Source organism: Mycobacteriales bacterium, assembly GCA_035550055.1.
In the GTDB taxonomy this organism is placed as follows: Bacteria; Actinomycetota; Actinomycetes; order JAFAQI01; family JAFAQI01; genus DASZTV01.
Genome location: DASZRO010000010.1, coordinates 1 through 16,054, shown reverse-complemented (window position 1 = coordinate 16,054; position 16,054 = coordinate 1). Strand labels below are relative to the sequence as shown.

Sequence of the window (16,054 nt, the reverse complement as noted above, 5' to 3'; positions counted from 1 at the left end):
AGCGTGACCGGGTAGTAGCCGGCCTGACCGTTGATGGTGCCGGGGGCGTAGTAGGCCTGCTCGCCTTCGGGGAAGCCGATCTCGTCGAAGACGACCGGGCGGTCCAGCCGGGCTCCGGTGGAGTGATCGGTGTCCGAGCTGACGATGCGGTGCTCGATGGTGCTGCACGCTTCGGGCGTCTCGTCGCGACAGGCCGCCAACGCGTTCGCGCCGACCTTCGACTTGTCCTGGCAGTCGTACGGGTGCATCGCGTAGACGAGCTGCTTCGAGCGGGCGATCGATCGCGGCATGTCCTGGAAGGTCGTCGTCTCCGACGCCCAGCCGTTGGCGTCGAGGAAGACCAGGCTCGACGGCGCGCCACGGTGGATCAGCCGATACATCTCGCTCATGCCGACGTCGGTGTAGGTGATCGACTTGGTCTTCACGATCAGGTTCTGCGCCCAGCCTTCGGCGAGCCCCTTGGGGGAGCACCCGGCCGAGGTGCCGGCGGGTTTCGCGGTCTCGCGGCTGGTGGCGCAGACCTCAGGCTCGTTCCAGGGTTCGAAGCCGACGAGCGGGTTGCCGCCGAAGTCCGCCGAGACCTGCTGCCAGAACTCGACGGCGTCCTGGCCCGGCATCGGCGCATCTCCACTGATCCCCGGGCCGGCGAGCTTGCAGTCGGGGTTGGACGTGTAGAGGGCGAGGACGACGTAGATGCCCGCGGAGGTCAGCGCGCTGACCGCGCTTCCGACGTCGTTCTGATAGCCCGGCGCGGGGTAGCTCACCTTGTAGTTCTCGTTGCAGACCTGGTCCCAGGCGTCGGCGGACAACGTGAGGCGCACGAAGTTCACGCCCCATGCCTCGAGGGTGGCGATCGCGCCGGCGTCCGGGAAGCCGATCGGGTTGTAGTCCGCCTGGCCGGCCAGCCACCCCGGCCCTTCGAACATCGCGCCCTGGAGCAGTACGGGCACGCCTCCCTGACCCTCGTCGACGATCTGGCGCCCGGAAACCGCGAGCGGGCCGACCAGCGGTCCGGCGCATGCACCCGCGATGAGCCGGCTGCAGCGGGTCGTCACCTTCAACGCGGCCGCCGAGGTCGGGACCGCGGCGAGCGTCGCGGTGACCGCAGTCAGCATCAGGAGCGCGATCGAGGCGCGCCTCGCCGCCGGGCGCTTCGACGGGAACTGGGTGTCCGTCATACGAAGATCTATTCAACATCAGGAGGTTGCGGACCTTCGGCGCCAATCGGCCGAATCGCACATTGCGTGGCGATGGTGTATGACGAAGGTCCCAGATGCGACCAAGGATGCGGCCATGAACAAGCTCCTCACCGCCACGATCACCGCGGGCCTGCTCGCCGGTGCCGCCGCGCTGCCGGCCACCGCCAGCGCGGCCCCGCACGCGGCAGCGAAGCACCAGCCCGCTGCCGTGACACAAGCGCCGTGCGGCAAGGGACTGGGCATCGACCTCGCGCTCGGCAGCTTCAACCTCTGCATCCCGCTGTAGGTGGCATCCGCGACCGTCCAGCGGCTGGCCCACGCCGAGCAGGTATGGGCCAGCGTGGTGTCGATCCACCTGCTCGGCCCGGATGCCGCTGCGCTGGCGGCTGCCCGCGAGGAGATCGTCGCCTTCCTGCACCACGTCGATGACGTCTTCAGCACCTACCGCGACGACTCGCTGCTGCTGCGCTGGCAACGCAAGGAGGTCGCCGCCTCGCCGGAGCTCCAGGACGTGCTCGCGCTGGCCGGGACGGTCGCGGTGCTCACGCACGGCGCCTTCGACCCTCGATGGAATGGTGAGCCCGACCCGAGCGGCGTCGTGAAGGGGTGGGCGCTCGATCGATCGGTCGACATCGCCGCACGCCACGGCGTGACGAATCTCGTGATCAACGCAGGCGGTCATGTCGCCGCGCGCGGCGCCTCCGCTTCCGGCCTGCCGTGGCAGATCGGTGTCACCGACCCCGCCGACAGCTCGCGCACGGTGTTCACCGTCGTCGGCAACGACCTCAACGTCGCCACGTCGGGGATGCTTGCCGGAGGTGAGCACATCAAGTGCCTGTCCGCACGGACGGCGGCGTCAGCGACTGTCCTCGGCCCCAATCTCGCCGTGGCCGACGGCCTCGCGACCGGCGCCGTCGCGGCGGGAGCGAAGGCGCCGTCCCTGCTGACCGAGCTCGACGAGCAGGGTTGGCTCAGTCAGCTGGTCGGTCTCGACGGATCGGTGTGGCGCTCACCCAAGCTCACCGCGTTGATGGGCGGCGCCGACCCCTTGTGACGTCGAGGGCTAACCCAGCCGCTCGATGATCGTGACGTTGGCCTGCCCGCCGCCTTCGCACATCGTCTGTAGGCCGTATCGGCCGCCGGTGCGTTCCAGTTCGTGCAGCAGCGTCGTCATCAGCCTCGCCCCGGTGGCGCCGAGCGGGTGACCGAGGGCGATCGCCCCGCCGTTGACGTTGACCTTGGCGAGGTCGGCTCCGGTCTCCTTCTGCCACGCGAGCACCACCGGCGCGAACGCTTCGTTGATCTCGACCAGGTCGATGTCGTCAAGCGACATGCCGGTCTTCTCCAACGCGTACGCCGTCGCGTTGATCGGCGCGGTGAGCATGTAGATCGGGTCGGCGCCGCGTACCGACATGTGGTGGACGCGGGCGCGCGGGGTGAGGTTGTGCTCCTTCAGGGCGCGTTCGGAGACGACCAGGATCGCGGCGGCGCCGTCCGAGATCTGCGAGGAGACGGCGGCGGTGATCCGGCCACCTTCGGACAGCGGCTTGAGGGCGGCCATCTTTTCCGGCGTCGAGTCGCGGCGCGGGCCTTCGTCGGTCGTCACACCGTCGTACGGCGAGATCTCGCGATCGAAGCGGCCCTCGTCGATGGCGCGGATCGCTCGCTGGTGCGACTCGAACGCGAACGCCTCCATGTCCTCCCGGCTGATGCCCCACTTCTCGGCGATCATCTCGGCGCCGTTGAACTGGGTGACCGGCTGGTCGCCGTAGCGCTTGACCCAGCCCTTCGAGCCGGAGAACGGGTTGGGGTCGTCGAACCCGACGTGCTTCGCGGCCTGGAATGCGGCGCCGATCGGGATCATCGACATGTTCTGCACGCCGCCGGCGATGACGACGTCCTGCGTCCCGCTCATCACACCCTGGGCCGCGAAGTGCAGCGCCTGCTGCGACGACCCGCACTGGCGGTCGACCGTCGTACCGGGGACCTCCTCGGGCAACCCGGCAGCGAGCCAGCAGGTGCGGGCGATGTCGCCGGCCTGCGGGCCGATCGTGTCAAGGCAGCCGAAGACGACGTCTTCGACGACGGCCGGGTCGATGCCGGAGTGGTCGACCAGCGCGCCCAGGATGTGCGCGCCGAGGTCGGCGGTGTGAACGCCGGACAGGCCGCCGTTCTTCTTCCCGACCGGCGTACGGATGGCATCGACGATGTAGGCCTCAGGCATGCAAAAAAGCGTATCTGACGGGTAGTCAGATCTCTTGGGGGTCCCCGCGGGGTTGTGAGCGGAGCGAGCAACTTCGTGGGGTTTTCTGACGGGTCGTCAGATATCTTCACCCGCGTGGATTTGAACGAGCCCCCCGCGCTTGCGGCGTTCCGCGCCGAGGCCCGCGAATGGCTCGCCGCGCACGTCCCGAGCTCCCCGTTGCCCTCGCTCGACACCGCCGAGGGGTTCGCCGCCCACCGCGAGTGGGAGCGGAAGATGTGCGAGGACCGGTGGGCGGTCGTCACCTGGCCCGCGAAGTACGGCGGCCGGGACGCGGGGTTGCTCGAATGGCTCGTCTTCGAGGAGGAGTACTGGGCCGCCGGGGCACCGGTGCGGGTCAGCCAGAACGGCATCTTCCTGCTCGCCCCGACCATCTTCGAGTTCGGCACCGAGGCCCAGAAGGACCGCTTCCTGCCGCCGATGGCCCGCGCGGACGAGGTCTGGGCTCAGGGCTGGTCGGAGCCCGGCGCGGGCAGCGACCTCGCCTCGCTGCGGTCGCGCGCCGACAAGGTCGACGGCGGCTGGAAGCTCAACGGGCAGAAGACGTGGTCCACCCGTGCCGCGTTCGCGGACTGGACGTTCGGCCTGTTCCGTTCCGACCCGCACTCCGAGCGGCACCGTGGCCTGACCTACTACCTGCTGCCGCTGTCGGCCGACGGCGTGACCGTTCGGCCGATCCGCCAGCTCGACGGCGAGCCGGGCTTCGCCGAAGTGTTCTTCGACGACGTGTTCGTCCCCGACGAGCACGTCCTCGGTGGCGTCGGCGACGGCTGGAAGGTCGCGATGTCGACCACGACCTCGGAGCGAGGGCTGACGTTGCGCTCGCCCGGCAGGTTCATGGCCACGGCCGACCGGTTGTCGGACCTGTACGCCGCGATCTCCCGCGCCGATCCGGATGCGGCAGCCGCCGCGCGGGCCGACGTCGTCGACGCATGGATGGACGCCGACGCCTACCGGCTCTACGTCCTCGCGACGGCGCTCAAGGCACTCGACGGCAAGCCCATCGGGGCGGAGTCCAGCGCCAACAAGCTGTTCTGGTCGACCCTCGACATCCGGCTGCACGAAGCCGCCCTCGCGATGCTCGGCGACCGCGCGACGCTCGAAGCAGATCCGGTCGCCGGTCCGTGGCTCGACGGCTACGAGTTCGCCCTGGCCGGCCCGATCTACGCCGGCACGAACGAGGTGCAACGCAACGTGGTGGCCGAGCGGGTGCTCGGGTTGCCGCGATGAGACTCGACCCCGATCCCGACGCACTCGAGTTCTCGAGGTCGGTGCAGGCGCTGCTGGCGGACCTCGCACATCCCGAGGCGCTGCGCGCCGCCTGGGACGACGCCGACGGCCGGATTCCCGGCGTGTGGGCAGCACTCGCCGAGTGCGGCCTGCTCGGCTTGACCGTCCCGGAGTCCTACGGCGGGTCAGGTGCCGACCTGACGGCGTTGCTGCCCTCGCTCGTCGTACTCGGACGCTGCGCGGTGCCGGCGCCCGTCGTCGAGACCGTCGTGGGCGCCGCGATGCTCGCTCACGCCGGCGGGCCGATCGCGCAGGACTGGCTGCCGCGGGTGGTCGCGGGTGATGCGGTCATCGCAGTGCGCCTCGGCCCCGGCGAGGTGGTGAGCGCGGCGCCGTGGGCGGACCTGCTCATCGTGGCCGACGGCGCCGGACTGCACGTGGCGGTCGAGCGGACCGACGTGGAGCTGACCCCGGCGCAGTCTGTCGACCGTGGGGTCCGGCTGGCCACCGTCACCCCGCCCCACGGCACGGGTGTCGTGCTCGGCGGCAGCGACCTCGAAGCTGCCTTCGACTACGCCGCGGTGTGCGTCGCGGCGCAGCTGACCGGGGTCGCCGACGTACTTCTCGACGCGAGCGTCGGCTATGCCAAGCAGCGCGAGCAGTTCGGCGTACCGATCGGGTCTTTCCAGGCCATCAAGCATCAGCTCGCCGACGTCTACGTCGCCAACGCCTTCGCCGCTCCGGTGGTCGCGCGAGCCGCGTGGTCGGTGTCCTGCGACAGCGCGACCCGCAGCCGAGACGCCTCTCACGCGAAGTACGCCGCCACGACCGCCGCCCAACGCGCGGCGCGTACGGCGCTGCAGGTGCACGCCGGCATCGGCTACACCTTCGAGCACGACCTGCACATGTGGCTCAAGCGCACCTGGACCTTGTCGAGCCTGTGGGGCACGGCCGCGTGGCACCGCGAACGCGTGGCGCGCGCGGTCCTCGGACGGCCGAGCCCAACGTAAATGGTCTTTCAAGGGGTGCTGAGAGACCAAAAAGGTTGGGCTCGACGGGAAGGGATGGGCCGATGACTGCGCCACTTGCGGGGATGCGTGTCGTGGAGTGCTCGATGCTCGGGCCGGCCGCGATCACCAGTGCGCTGGTCGACCTCGGTGCCGAGGTGATCAAGGTCGAGCCGGCCGCCGGCGACTACATCCGTCAGATGACCTGGCCGATCGTCGAGGGCGTCTCGCTGATGCATCTGCACCTCAACCGCGGCAAGAAGAGCATCACCCTCGACCTGCGCAGTGACGAGGGCAAGGCGGTCTTCCGCGATCTGACCGAATCCGCCGACCTCGTCGTCGAAGCGATGCGTCCCGGAGCGCTCGAGCGACTGGGCATCGGGCCGAGCGACCTGCGTGGCCGCAACCCGAAGCTGGTCTTCGCGAGCATCTCCGGGTACGGCGCGACCGGCCCGTACAAGGACTATCCGAGCCACGGCATCGCCTACGACACATGGGCGGGGATCGTCACGCCTGCCGTGGACGACGAGGACTTCACCTACATCCCGGAGCACGTCAGCATCGGCATCTTCGCGGCTCCGCTCTACGGCGCACTCGCGATCCTCGCCGCGGTGATCCGGGCGCGGGCGACCGGTGAAGGTGCCGAGCTCGAGCTCGCGCAGTCCGACTGCGCCGCGGCCTTCGACTGGTACCGCAGTGAGACGTGGCGCGCCTACGAGAGGCCGGAGTCCGAGGTCACCGGCAACCCGAGTGACAACTACGAGCGGCGTGCCCCCGGCACCGCGGGCATGGCCGAGGGCGTGCGTTACCAGATCTACGCCAGCGCCGACGGGCACGTGCTGTTCATGGCGAGCGAGCAGGCGTTCTGGAAGAACTTCTGCGTGGGCGTGGGGCGCGAAGACCTGTTCGAGAAATGGCCGGGCTCGAAGTACGCCGACCACGCGCGCGGCAACCGGGAGCTGCAGGCGGAGCTTCGCACGATCTTCGCGAGCAGGACCTCGGCCGAGTGGCTGGAGTTCGGCGGGCGGGTCAACACCCCGATCGCCCCGGTCAACACCCCGCAGACCCTCGCCGACGATCCGCAGTTCGTCGACCGGCTCGGCTGGATTCCTGCCGAACGGCTCGGCGCGGACCAGCTCGGCTTCCCGGTCCGGTTCGTAGGCGAGACTTTGCCTGTGCCGGAGAAGGCGCCGACCAACGGCCAGCACACCAGCGACGTGCTGCGCTCGGTGTGCGGCTACGACGAAGCGCGGATCGACGCCCTGCGGTCCGCCGGCGTCCTGGGTGAGTAGGCGCTGAGGTGAGCGGCGTACCGCCGACGATTCCGCGCCTGGTCGAGACCGCCGCGGCGGCGTACGGCGACTCGGAGGCCGTGGTCGACGGCGAGCGACGGGTCACCTTCGCCGAGCTCGCCGAGCTCGTGCACGCCGCCGCGGGGGAGTGCATCCGGCTCGGCGTCGAACCGGGCGACCGGGTCGGCATCTGGGCGCCGAACACGCTCGAGTGGATCGTGGCCGGACTCGGCGCGTTGGCCGCCGGAGGCGTGCTCGTCCCGCTCAACACCCGCTACAAGGGCGAGGAGGCCGCGTGGATCCTCGACCGCAGCGCGGCGAAGCTCTGTTTCGTCTCGCCGCCCTTCCTCGGCAACGACTACCCGGCGATGCTGTCCGGCTGGGGCGGCCAGGCCGTCGTACTCGGCCCGGCTCTGTGGGAAGGCGGGCCCACCCACGACGTGTCGTCCCGGATGGGTGGGGTCTACCCGGACCACACCGGCGACCTGATCTTCACGTCGGGCACCACGGGCAAGCCGAAGGGCGTGGTGACGACGCACGCCCAGACGCTTCAGGTGTTCGACACCTGGGCCCGCATCGTCGGGCTTCGCACCGGCGACCGCTATCTCGTCGTCAACCCGTTCTTCCACACGTTCGGCTACAAGGCCGGCATCATCGCGTGCCTGCTGCGCGGCGCGACGATCGTGCCGCAACCGGTGTTCGACGTACCGGCGGTGCTCGACCTGATCGAACGCGAACGGATCACCGTACTGCCGGGGCCGCCGACGTTGCACCAGTCGATCCTCGACGCACCCGACCGGGCGACGCGCGACCTCTCCTCGCTGCGCCTGGTGGTCACCGGCGCCGCCGCCGTGCCGGTGGTGCTCGTCGAGCGGTTGCGTGACGAGCTTGCGGTCGAGACCGTTCTGACCGCCTACGGCCTCACCGAGGCGACCGGCACGGTGACGATGTGCCGCCAGGGCGACGACCCCGAGACGATCGCGACCACCTCTGGCCGGGCCATCCCCGACACCGAGGTGCGCATCGTGGACCCGGAGGGCAACGAGCTGCCGACGGGCGAGCCGGGCGAGGTCGTGGTCCGCGGCTACAACGTGATGAAGGGCTACTACGAGGACGATGCGGCGACGGCCGAGGCGATCGACGCCGACGGCTGGCTGCACACCGGCGACATCGCGGTCATGGACGAGGCCGGCAACGTCCGGATCACCGACCGGCTCAAGGACATGTACGTCGTCGGCGGTTTCAACGCCTACCCCGCGGAGGTCGAGCAGTTCATCGCCCGGTACGACGGGGTGGCGGAGGTAGCGGTCGTCGGCATCCCGGACGAGCGGCTCGGCGAGGTGGGGATCGCGTTCGTCGTCGAGCGCCCGGGCGCCGACGTCGACCCCGACGCGCTCGTCGCGTGGTGCCGGGAGCACATGGCCAACTTCAAGGCACCGCGTAGCGTCACGGTCGTGGAATCGCTGCCGCGCAACGCCTCGGGCAAGGTGCTGAAGTACGAGCTGCGTGACTTTGCCCTGAACGAGATGACCAGCATGGGTGAAGCCGCCGAATGACGAACCCGACCGAGGCCTCGCCGATAGACCCGAAGCACTTCCGCCGCGTGCTCGGGCACTTCCCGACCGGCGTTGCGGTCGTCACCGGTCTGGACGCCGAGGGCAAGCCGGGCGGGCTGGCCATTGGGTCGTTCAGCTCGGTGTCGCTCGACCCGCCGCTCGTCGCCTTCATGCCGGACAAGAACTCCAGCACCTGGCCGCGGATCCGCGACCACGGCCACTTCTGCGTCAACATCCTCGGCTCGGACCAGGAGTCGGTCTGCCGGACGTTCGCGGTCAGCGGTGGCGACAAGTTCGCCGACCTGTCCTGGAAGCCGGCGAGCTCCGGGTGTCCGATGCTCGACGGCAGCCTCGCCTGGATCGACTGTGACCTCGAGGTGGTGCACGAGGCCGGCGACCACTACATCGTGATCGGCCGGGTGCGTGAGCTCGACGTCGTCGGCAACACCTTGCCGCTGGTGTTCTTCCAGGGCGGATACGGACGCTTCTCGTCGCTGTCGCTCGCTGCCTGGGAGTCAGACCTCGCGTTGCAGATGCGGTCGGCCGACCTTGCCCGCCCCTACATGGAGCGGCTGGCCCAAGAACTCGAGGTGGAGTGCGTCGCCAGCGCCATCGTCGGCGCCGACATGGTGCTGCTGGCTCGCGCCGGCCAGCTCGAGTCCAGCTTCTCGCTGCCCACGGCGGTCGGCCAGCGGATCCCGTTCGAGCCACCGGTGGGGACCGCGTTCGTCGCGTGGGCGCCTCCGTCGGCGCAGCAGGTGTGGCTCGACCGGCTGCACCGCAACGCCCCGCCCGGGAGTGTCGAGATCCTGAAGCGGACGCTGGCGGAGGTGCGCGCGGCCGGCTACTCCATCGGGCGCGGGCACCGCTGGCACTCCGAGGCGGCACAGGTCATGTCCCGGCCGGACCCGACGCTGCATGCCGAGGAGACCAGCGAGCAGCTCCACCAGCTGATCGGGCTGCTGCCGCCGGACTACGAGTCGCCGGTCGCCGACCCCGGTGACGAGCGCACCGTGTCGACTCCGGTGTTCGGGCCGGGCGGCGCCGTCGTGATGGTGCTCTCCGCCGTACTCACCGGCTCGGTCCGGATGAGCGACGGCGACTCGCCGCTGTCGGACCTGCACTTCACCGTCGCGCGGCTGCGTGCCGCCGCCGCTGCCGTCACCGAGGCGCTGCACGGCGCCGCACCCGAGGGGGTCTGAACCGATGTACGCCTCGTTCCATGGCGTCGACTACGCCGCGCTGATCCTGCGCTTCACGTTGGGCATCCCGATGTTGGCCCACGGCTACAACCACATGTTCGGCGGCGGCAAGCTCGAAGGCACCGGGCGCTGGTTCGAGTCGCTCGGGATGAGGCCGGGGTGGCTGCATGCCCGGTTCGCCACCTACACCGAGCTCGGCGTGGCGCCGCTGCTGTTCCTCGGGTTGCTGACGCCGCTCGCCGCAGCCGGCGTGATCGGCGTGATGCTCGTCGCGCTCATCACCAACCACCTCAAGAACGGCTACTTCATCTTCCGGCCGGGCGAGGGTTACGAGTACGTCCTGTTCATCACGATGGCTGCGTTCGCGCTCTGCGCTCTCGGCGGCGGCAAGTTCTCCCTCGACAACGCCTTCGACCTCGGCAGCTGGATGTACGGCGGCAAGGGCCTGCTGATCTCGCTGCTGGGCGTGGTCGGCGCGCTCGGCCTGCTCGCCGTCTTCTGGCGTCCCGCCAAGCCCTCGGATGCGTCTTGATTCCTACATAACGTTATGCCATATAATGCAATTACCTGAGCGTCTGAGTCTCTGCAGGGGAGCAGCTGATGGAGTTCGGCCTTTTCATCCAGAACTACGTGCCCAACAGCCGTCGTGAGGTCGATCCCGACGCCGAGCACCACGCGATCTTCGAAGACCTCGAGGCGGTCATCGCCGCCGACGCGGCGGGCTTCAAGTTCGTCTGGCTGACCGAGCACCACTTCCTCGACGAGTACTCCCACCTGTCCGCCAACGACGTCGTCGCCGGCTACCTCGCCGCGAAGACCGAGCGGATCCACATCGGCGGCGGCATCTTCAACCCGCTGCCCGCGGTCAACCACCCGGCCAAGCTCGCCGAGCGGATCAACTACATCGACCAGATCAGCCACGGGCGTGTGGAGTTCGGCACGGGCCGCGGTGCCGGAAGCCACGAGATCCTCGGCTTCCTCGACCACCTCGGGGTCACCGACACCAACCAGACGAAGGAGATCTGGGAGGACGTCATCCGGGAGTTCCCGAAGATGTTCACCCAGGACACCTACGAGGGTTACAAGGGCAAGTACTGGTCGCTGCCGCCGCGCAAGATCCTGCCGCGTCCGTACGGCAAGGCGCACGCCCCGATGTGGTACGCCGCAGGCAACCCGCCGTCGTACGAGATGGCCGGTCGCATGGGACTCGGCGTGCTCGGTTTCTCCCTCGACCGCTGGGACAAGGTCGAGAAGCTGCGCAAGTCCTACAAGGACGGCATCGCCAACGCCGAGCCGATCGGCTCGTTCGTCAACGACAACATCATGTCGTGCATCGCGGCCTACGTCGCGGAGGACAAGGAGACCGCGTTCCAGTCCTACGTCGACTCCAAGCCGAACTACCTCGTCTCCAACGTCTACCGCTACCACGACACCTTCCCCGCTCCCGAGTGGGTTCCGCCGTGGCCGCAGACGCTGCCCGAGCCGACGCTCGAGACCGCCGAGCTGGCATCGGAGTTCGGCGGAATCGTGATGGGCGACCCCGACATGGCGCTCGCGCAATGCAAGCGCTGGGAAGAGGCCGGCATCGACCAGCTCGTGTTCGGCATCGGCCCGGCGAAGATCGAGGACACGCTGCGCACCATCAAGCTGCTCGGCGAGCACGTGATCCCGAAGATCGACACCGACCCGGTCGTGTCGACCACCCGCTACCGCGAGAGCGCCGGCTGACCCGGCTCCGCCACCTCGCGACGGCGGTCGTCCCCTTGTTGGGACGGCCGCCGTTGTGCGTGTGCGACACCCGCATCGCGTGGTTCACTTCGTTCATCGGGGCGAGGTGGGGGAGACGTCGATGACCGAGCAACCTTCCGGCGGCGGGCAGCCGGAGCAGCCCAGCGCACTGCCGGGTTCAGCACTGCCGGGGCCGATCCAGCCGGCCGCGCCCGCCGAACCACCCGCCCCGCCGACGCCGCCGTCCGCGATGCCTCCACCCCAAGCGCCGCCCGTACCGCCACCGCCCGCTGCGTCGCCACCGCCACCGCTGGTGCCACCGCCGCCGCCACCGACGCCCTCGATGCCTGCTGCCGCGCCCGCCGGTGCGCCGCCGTCCGGCGGCGTCCAGCGAACCGGCGCGGAGAGGTTCTGGTACGTCCTGCTGTGCATTCCCACTGGTGGGGCGTACATGGCGAAGGTGCCGCTCAAGAAGGCGCTCAGCGACGTCGGGCTTGCGCAGCTGACCGGGTGGGAGCGGTTCTGGTACGTCGTGCAGTGCATCGCGTTCGGCGCGGGCTACTTCACGAAGATTCCCGCCAAGAAGGCCCTCACCGAGCTCGGGCTGTGCCGGGAGCTCACCACATGGGAGAAGATCTGGTACGTCCTCATGTGCGTCGCCTTGGGCGCGGGCTACCTCGCGAAGGTGCCGATGAAGAAGGCCATGCGTGAGGCCCGAGGCACGCCGATGACCGGTGCGGAAGAGTTCTGGTACGTCGTCATGTGTCTCGACTTCGGCGCCGGCTACTTCAGCAAGACGATTCACAAGAAGGCGCTCAGCGAGGTGGCGCTTCCCGTCCCGCGTTAGCCGTCGGCACCGGCGAACGGTCGGGGCTGTCGGACATTTCCTGACTCGTCGTCGGCTCTTCGGGTGGATCCGGCCCGGGCGGCTTCACTGCGTCATGTGCCGGTGCCGAGGGCCTTGCGGTGCGCCGACTCCTGATCACAGCCGTTGCCAGCCTCGCGGTTCTGCTGCCGATCGCACCGTCGGTGGCGGCGACCCGACTGCCACCGCCGCCGCCCTCGCGTTCGTTTCCGGCGGCGATCGAGGGCTTCGCGCCGTACCAGCCGCAGTTCTTGTGCATCCAGCGCGTCGAGCCGGGGGTGGCGGCATTCGAGCATCTGTTGCTCACGACCTACCCCGCCACGACCTCACTCGGCGACCTGCGCCCTTGCAGCGTCGGCGGAACCAGTGAGCACTACGACGGACGGGCCTTCGACTGGGGGGCGGATCATCGGATACCGGCTCAACGCGCAGCGGGCGAGTCACTGCTGAACTGGCTGTTCGCCACCGACGCGGACGGCAACGCCCTCGCGATGTTCCGCCGCCTCGGCTTGATGTACGTCATCTGGAACAAGCGGATCTGGGGATCCTGGGACCAGCGATGGGAGCCCTACCCCTGCTTTGGGGTGACCGACTGCCACGTCAACCACATCCACTTCTCGTTCGGCTGGGCCGGGGCCCGCGAGAAGACGTCGTTCTGGACCGGGACCGTGTCGGGCGTCATGGAGCCGCCGCTGCCGAAGCTCGCGGTCGGCGCGAGCAAGCGGCTCGTCGTGACGGCGAGCGCTGCAAGTGCGACCGCGCACTGGCTGCTGAGCAGGAACGCGACGTACCGGCTCACCGCGCGCGGGTTGTGGCACGCCGGTGGGGTCGCCGCGGATGCGGTCTGCAGCCACACAGACCAGGGCTGGCAGCCGCGCCGGTCCGGTCTGCAGCTCAGTGGCGACCAACTGCAGCTGTGGGGCGAGAGCTGGCAGCCGGTCGACGACGACGGGTCGGGGTGCGACACCGTCACTCATGCGTATCGACTCGACCTGCGGACTCCCTCGTCGAGCACCGTCAGCGTCGACCTCGCGGGGGCGGGCAAGAACTCGGACTCCGGCGACGTCGTCGTCCGGATCGTCCGCTTGTCGTGAGGCCTCCGGCCGGGGCTAGCGTGAGCCCATGGATCTCGGCGTACACATCTCGCAGTTCACCTTCCCGGCGGGACCGCAACAGCTCGCGAGCGATCTGACGACGATCGCGACGGAGGCCGAGCAGCTCGGCTTCGCGAAGCTGTCGGTGATGGATCACGTGTGGCAGATCGGTCACCTCGGTCCGCCCGAAGCCGAGATGCTCGAGGCCTACACGACGCTGGGCTACCTGGCGGCGCGGACCTCGCGGATCAAGCTGCTCGCGTGGGTGACCGGCGTCGTCTACCGGGCACCGGGACTGCTGGCGAAGCAGGTCACGACCCTCGACGTCCTCTCGGGCGGGCGCGCCTATCTCGGCATCGGTGCGGCGTGGAACGAGGAGGAGTCACGCGGCCTGGGGCTGTTCTTCCCGCCGACGGCCGAGCGCTTCGAGCGGCTCGAGGAGGCGTTGCAGATCTGCTTGCAGATGTGGAGCGACAACGACGGGGCGTATGCCGGCAAGCACTACCAGCTCGAGCGCACGCTGAACTCGCCGCAACCGATCACCCGCCCGCACCCGCCGATCCTGATCGGCGGCGGTGGTGAGCGGAAGACGCTGCGACTCGTCGCGCAGTACGCCGACGCGTGCAACCTCTTCTACGGTGCGGACCTGTCGCACAAGCTCGACGTGCTGCGCCAGCACTGCGAGGACGTCGGGCGCGACTACGACGCGATCGAGAAGACGGTCATGGGCCCGCTCGACCCGGGCGCCAACGGCGAGAAGGTCGACGCGATCCTCGAGTCGTTGCAGACGCTGTCCGCGCTCGGGGTGACGCATCTGCACGGGACCATCCCGGGCGTCTCGACCATCAAGCCCCTGGAGATCCTCGCGGAACGGGTGATTCCAGAAGCCGCCAAGCTCTGACGCGGAACCGTCCGCGGCTCACCCCCGGTGATCTTGACGTTGTCGGCCTGATGAGGGGGTTTTCGGGCCGAAAGCGTCAAGATCACCGGGAGTTCAGTGGGCTTCGACGGTCCGGGCGAGGATGCCGAGAGTTGCGCGCAGCGCCGTCTCGGAGATGACCGGGAAGATGTTCATGTCACGCCAGTTCTGCTCGATGGCTGACCAGTCGTAGTACTGCGTGACGAGGGTGCCGCCGTCGCCCGGCTCGAGCCGGTAGCCGTAGACGTGGTTGAGGTTGAGCCGGCCGGTGGGCGTCCATGCGATCTCGCGATCCTGCTCGTACGTCGTGATGAGAACCGTCACGTCGTACCGACCGAGCTCCGGGAAGTCGTTGAGTGACTTGCGATCCATGTGGATCACGAACGAGTCGCCTACCGCCGAGACCGGCTCGCCGGTGTAGGACTGGAGCATTCCGGTTGCATCGATCGCGACGTGACCAGCCGGGCTCGCCAGCAGCGCGAAGATCTTCTCCGGCGAAGCGTTGATCTGACGTGACACCTCGATGCGGTCGACCATGGCTGCGCCCCCTATCCGGCGGTGATGCCGTTGTCGCTGGACACGATCGCACCGTGGATGTTGCGAGCCTCGTCCGATGCGAGGAAGCAGAACAGCGCGGCGATGTCCTCGGGCTTGGCGAAGCCACGAGGGCTCGTGTAGCGACCGACCAGGTCCCAGTCGACGTCGTCCGGCATCGAGAAGTTGCGAACCAGGGCGGTGTCAGTGCCGCCCGGCGCGATCGCCACGACACGCAGCGGCCGCTTGATGTACTCCATCGCGAGTGACTTGGTGAGCTGTACGACGGCGCCTTTGGTCATCGTGTAGAGCACCGAGTACGCCTGGCCCATCAGTCCGGCGTTCGAGGCGATGTTGATGATCACACCGTTGGTCTCGAGCAGATGCGGGATCGCGGCCTGGGCCAGGAAGAAGTACGCGTCGACGTTCACGCCGAACATCCGGCGGTACTCGGCCTCGGTCACCTCGGTCATGTGCGCGTTGCCGCTGATGCCTGCGATGTTGCCGAGCAGGTTCAGCTTGCCGAACTGGGCGATCGCCTCGCCCACCGCTGCCTGGCACTCGGCGACGATCGTCACGTCGGCCGGTCGAGGGACGATCGATGCCCCGCCGAGCTCGACCGTCTCCTTCAAGCCGACCTCGTTGATGTCGACGGCGAGCACCCTCGCGCCTTCGGCCGCGAGTCGAAGCGCGGTGGCCCGCCCGATCCCCGAGCCGGCTCCGGTGACGAGCGCCACCCGATCTTCGAAACGGCCGCCGTTCATCCCGTGGTCCCTCCCGCCGGCTCCCCGAAGAGGCCGAGATAGTCCTTGCCTTCGCGTGGTGCGATGAACAGCCCGTGCGCCTCGGTCAGCAGCACGCCGTCGAGGTGGCACGTGCCGCGGATCATGCGCTTGCGTCCCTCGACCGACTCGATCCAACCTCGCAGCTGGAGCTCCTTGTTGAGCGGGGTGGGCCGGCGGTACTCGACGTGGAGGTACGCCGTGAAGCCTGGAGCCAGCTGTACGAAGCCGAGCAGCTCGTCGAACATCGCGGCGATGAACCCGCCGTGGCAGTGGCCGGGAGGGCCTTCGTACGCCGGACCGAACACCACACTGCCCTCCATGTGGTGCTCACCGTTGCCGTCGTCGACGATCGTCATGTTGACCGGAGGCGCGATCGGGTT

General features: G+C 69.0%; 18 protein-coding genes. 12 read left to right on the top strand and 6 right to left on the bottom strand.

Features of this window, described 5'->3' with window-relative positions; all coding sequences use genetic code 11:
• On the bottom strand, positions 1–1,178 hold a 1,178-nt coding region (locus VG899_01710; GenBank protein HWA65072.1), incomplete at its 3' end, for a cellulase family glycosylhydrolase.
• Positions 1,179–1,293: 115 nt separating this feature from the next.
• Here VG899_01710 and VG899_01705 point away from each other — a divergent pair.
• On the top strand, positions 1,294–1,485 hold the full coding sequence (locus tag VG899_01705) for a hypothetical protein (GenBank protein HWA65071.1): 192 nt from the start codon (positions 1,294–1,296) through the stop codon (positions 1,483–1,485).
• The gene (locus VG899_01700) at positions 1,486–2,253 is read left to right on the top strand and encodes an FAD:protein FMN transferase (GenBank protein ID HWA65070.1); all 768 of its coding nucleotides are present in this window, start codon (positions 1,486–1,488) and stop codon (positions 2,251–2,253) included.
• Between the two features lie 9 nt (positions 2,254–2,262).
• Here VG899_01700 and VG899_01695 read toward each other — a convergent pair whose 3' ends face one another.
• Positions 2,263–3,423: an acetyl-CoA C-acetyltransferase gene (locus tag VG899_01695; GenBank protein ID HWA65069.1), complete on the bottom strand. Its 1,161-nt coding sequence runs from the start codon at positions 3,421–3,423 to the stop codon at positions 2,263–2,265.
• 114 nt (positions 3,424–3,537) lie between these two features.
• On the opposite strand from VG899_01695, the gene VG899_01690 reads away from it, so the two are divergent.
• From VG899_01690 to VG899_01660, 7 genes are all read left to right on the top strand, one after another.
• Positions 3,538–4,692 carry an acyl-CoA dehydrogenase family protein gene (locus VG899_01690; protein ID HWA65068.1) on the top strand — a complete coding sequence of 385 codons (1,155 nt, stop codon included), beginning with the start codon at positions 3,538–3,540 and terminating at the stop codon, positions 4,690–4,692.
• Positions 4,689–5,702, top strand: coding sequence for an acyl-CoA dehydrogenase family protein (locus VG899_01685; GenBank protein HWA65067.1), 1,014 nt, complete (start codon positions 4,689–4,691; stop codon positions 5,700–5,702). The genes VG899_01690 and VG899_01685 overlap by 4 nt, the downstream gene beginning before the upstream one ends.
• A 62-nt stretch (positions 5,703–5,764) precedes the next feature.
• Entirely contained in the window at positions 5,765–6,991 is a 1,227-nt protein-coding gene (locus VG899_01680; GenBank protein HWA65066.1) for a CoA transferase, read from the top strand.
• A gap of 8 nt (positions 6,992–6,999) precedes the next feature.
• On the top strand, positions 7,000–8,547 hold the full coding sequence (locus VG899_01675) for a FadD3 family acyl-CoA ligase (GenBank protein HWA65065.1): 1,548 nt from the start codon (positions 7,000–7,002) through the stop codon (positions 8,545–8,547).
• Positions 8,544–9,749, top strand: a complete 1,206-nt coding sequence (locus tag VG899_01670; protein HWA65064.1) for a flavin reductase — start codon at positions 8,544–8,546, stop codon at positions 9,747–9,749. The genes VG899_01675 and VG899_01670 overlap by 4 nt, the downstream gene beginning before the upstream one ends.
• 4 nt (positions 9,750–9,753) lie before the next feature.
• Entirely contained in the window at positions 9,754–10,281 is a 528-nt protein-coding gene (locus VG899_01665; protein HWA65063.1) for a DoxX family protein, read from the top strand.
• A gap of 68 nt (positions 10,282–10,349) precedes the next feature.
• The gene (locus VG899_01660; GenBank protein HWA65062.1) at positions 10,350–11,477 is read left to right on the top strand and encodes an LLM class flavin-dependent oxidoreductase; all 1,128 of its coding nucleotides are present in this window, start codon (positions 10,350–10,352) and stop codon (positions 11,475–11,477) included.
• Positions 11,478–11,570: 93 nt separating this feature from the next.
• Here the strand turns inward: VG899_01660 and VG899_01655 are convergent, their stop codons facing one another.
• The gene (locus VG899_01655) at positions 11,571–11,909 is read right to left on the bottom strand and encodes a hypothetical protein (GenBank protein ID HWA65061.1); all 339 of its coding nucleotides are present in this window, start codon (positions 11,907–11,909) and stop codon (positions 11,571–11,573) included.
• Between the two features lie 19 nt (positions 11,910–11,928).
• Here VG899_01655 and VG899_01650 point away from each other — a divergent pair, with 19 nt between their 5' ends.
• The 3 genes from VG899_01650 (at position 11,929) to VG899_01640 (ending at position 14,337) form a co-directional block, all read left to right on the top strand.
• Complete coding sequence (locus VG899_01650) at positions 11,929–12,324, top strand: hypothetical protein (protein ID HWA65060.1); 396 nt, start codon at positions 11,929–11,931, stop codon at positions 12,322–12,324.
• Between the two features lie 119 nt (positions 12,325–12,443).
• On the top strand, positions 12,444–13,436 hold the full coding sequence (locus VG899_01645) for a hypothetical protein (protein ID HWA65059.1): 993 nt from the start codon (positions 12,444–12,446) through the stop codon (positions 13,434–13,436).
• 28 nt (positions 13,437–13,464) lie between these two features.
• Complete coding sequence (locus tag VG899_01640; GenBank protein ID HWA65058.1) at positions 13,465–14,337, top strand: LLM class F420-dependent oxidoreductase; 873 nt, start codon at positions 13,465–13,467, stop codon at positions 14,335–14,337.
• A 93-nt stretch (positions 14,338–14,430) separates the two neighbouring features.
• Here the strand turns inward: VG899_01640 and VG899_01635 are convergent, their stop codons facing one another.
• From VG899_01635 to VG899_01625, 3 genes are all read right to left on the bottom strand, one after another.
• The gene (locus VG899_01635) at positions 14,431–14,892 is read right to left on the bottom strand and encodes an SRPBCC family protein (GenBank protein HWA65057.1); all 462 of its coding nucleotides are present in this window, start codon (positions 14,890–14,892) and stop codon (positions 14,431–14,433) included.
• Positions 14,893–14,903: 11 nt separating this feature from the next.
• On the bottom strand, positions 14,904–15,653 hold the full coding sequence (locus VG899_01630; GenBank protein HWA65056.1) for an SDR family oxidoreductase: 750 nt from the start codon (positions 15,651–15,653) through the stop codon (positions 14,904–14,906).
• Positions 15,650–16,054 (bottom strand): PaaI family thioesterase (locus VG899_01625; GenBank protein ID HWA65055.1); only part of this gene is annotated, 405 nt, incomplete at its 5' end. The genes VG899_01630 and VG899_01625, both read right to left, overlap by 4 nt.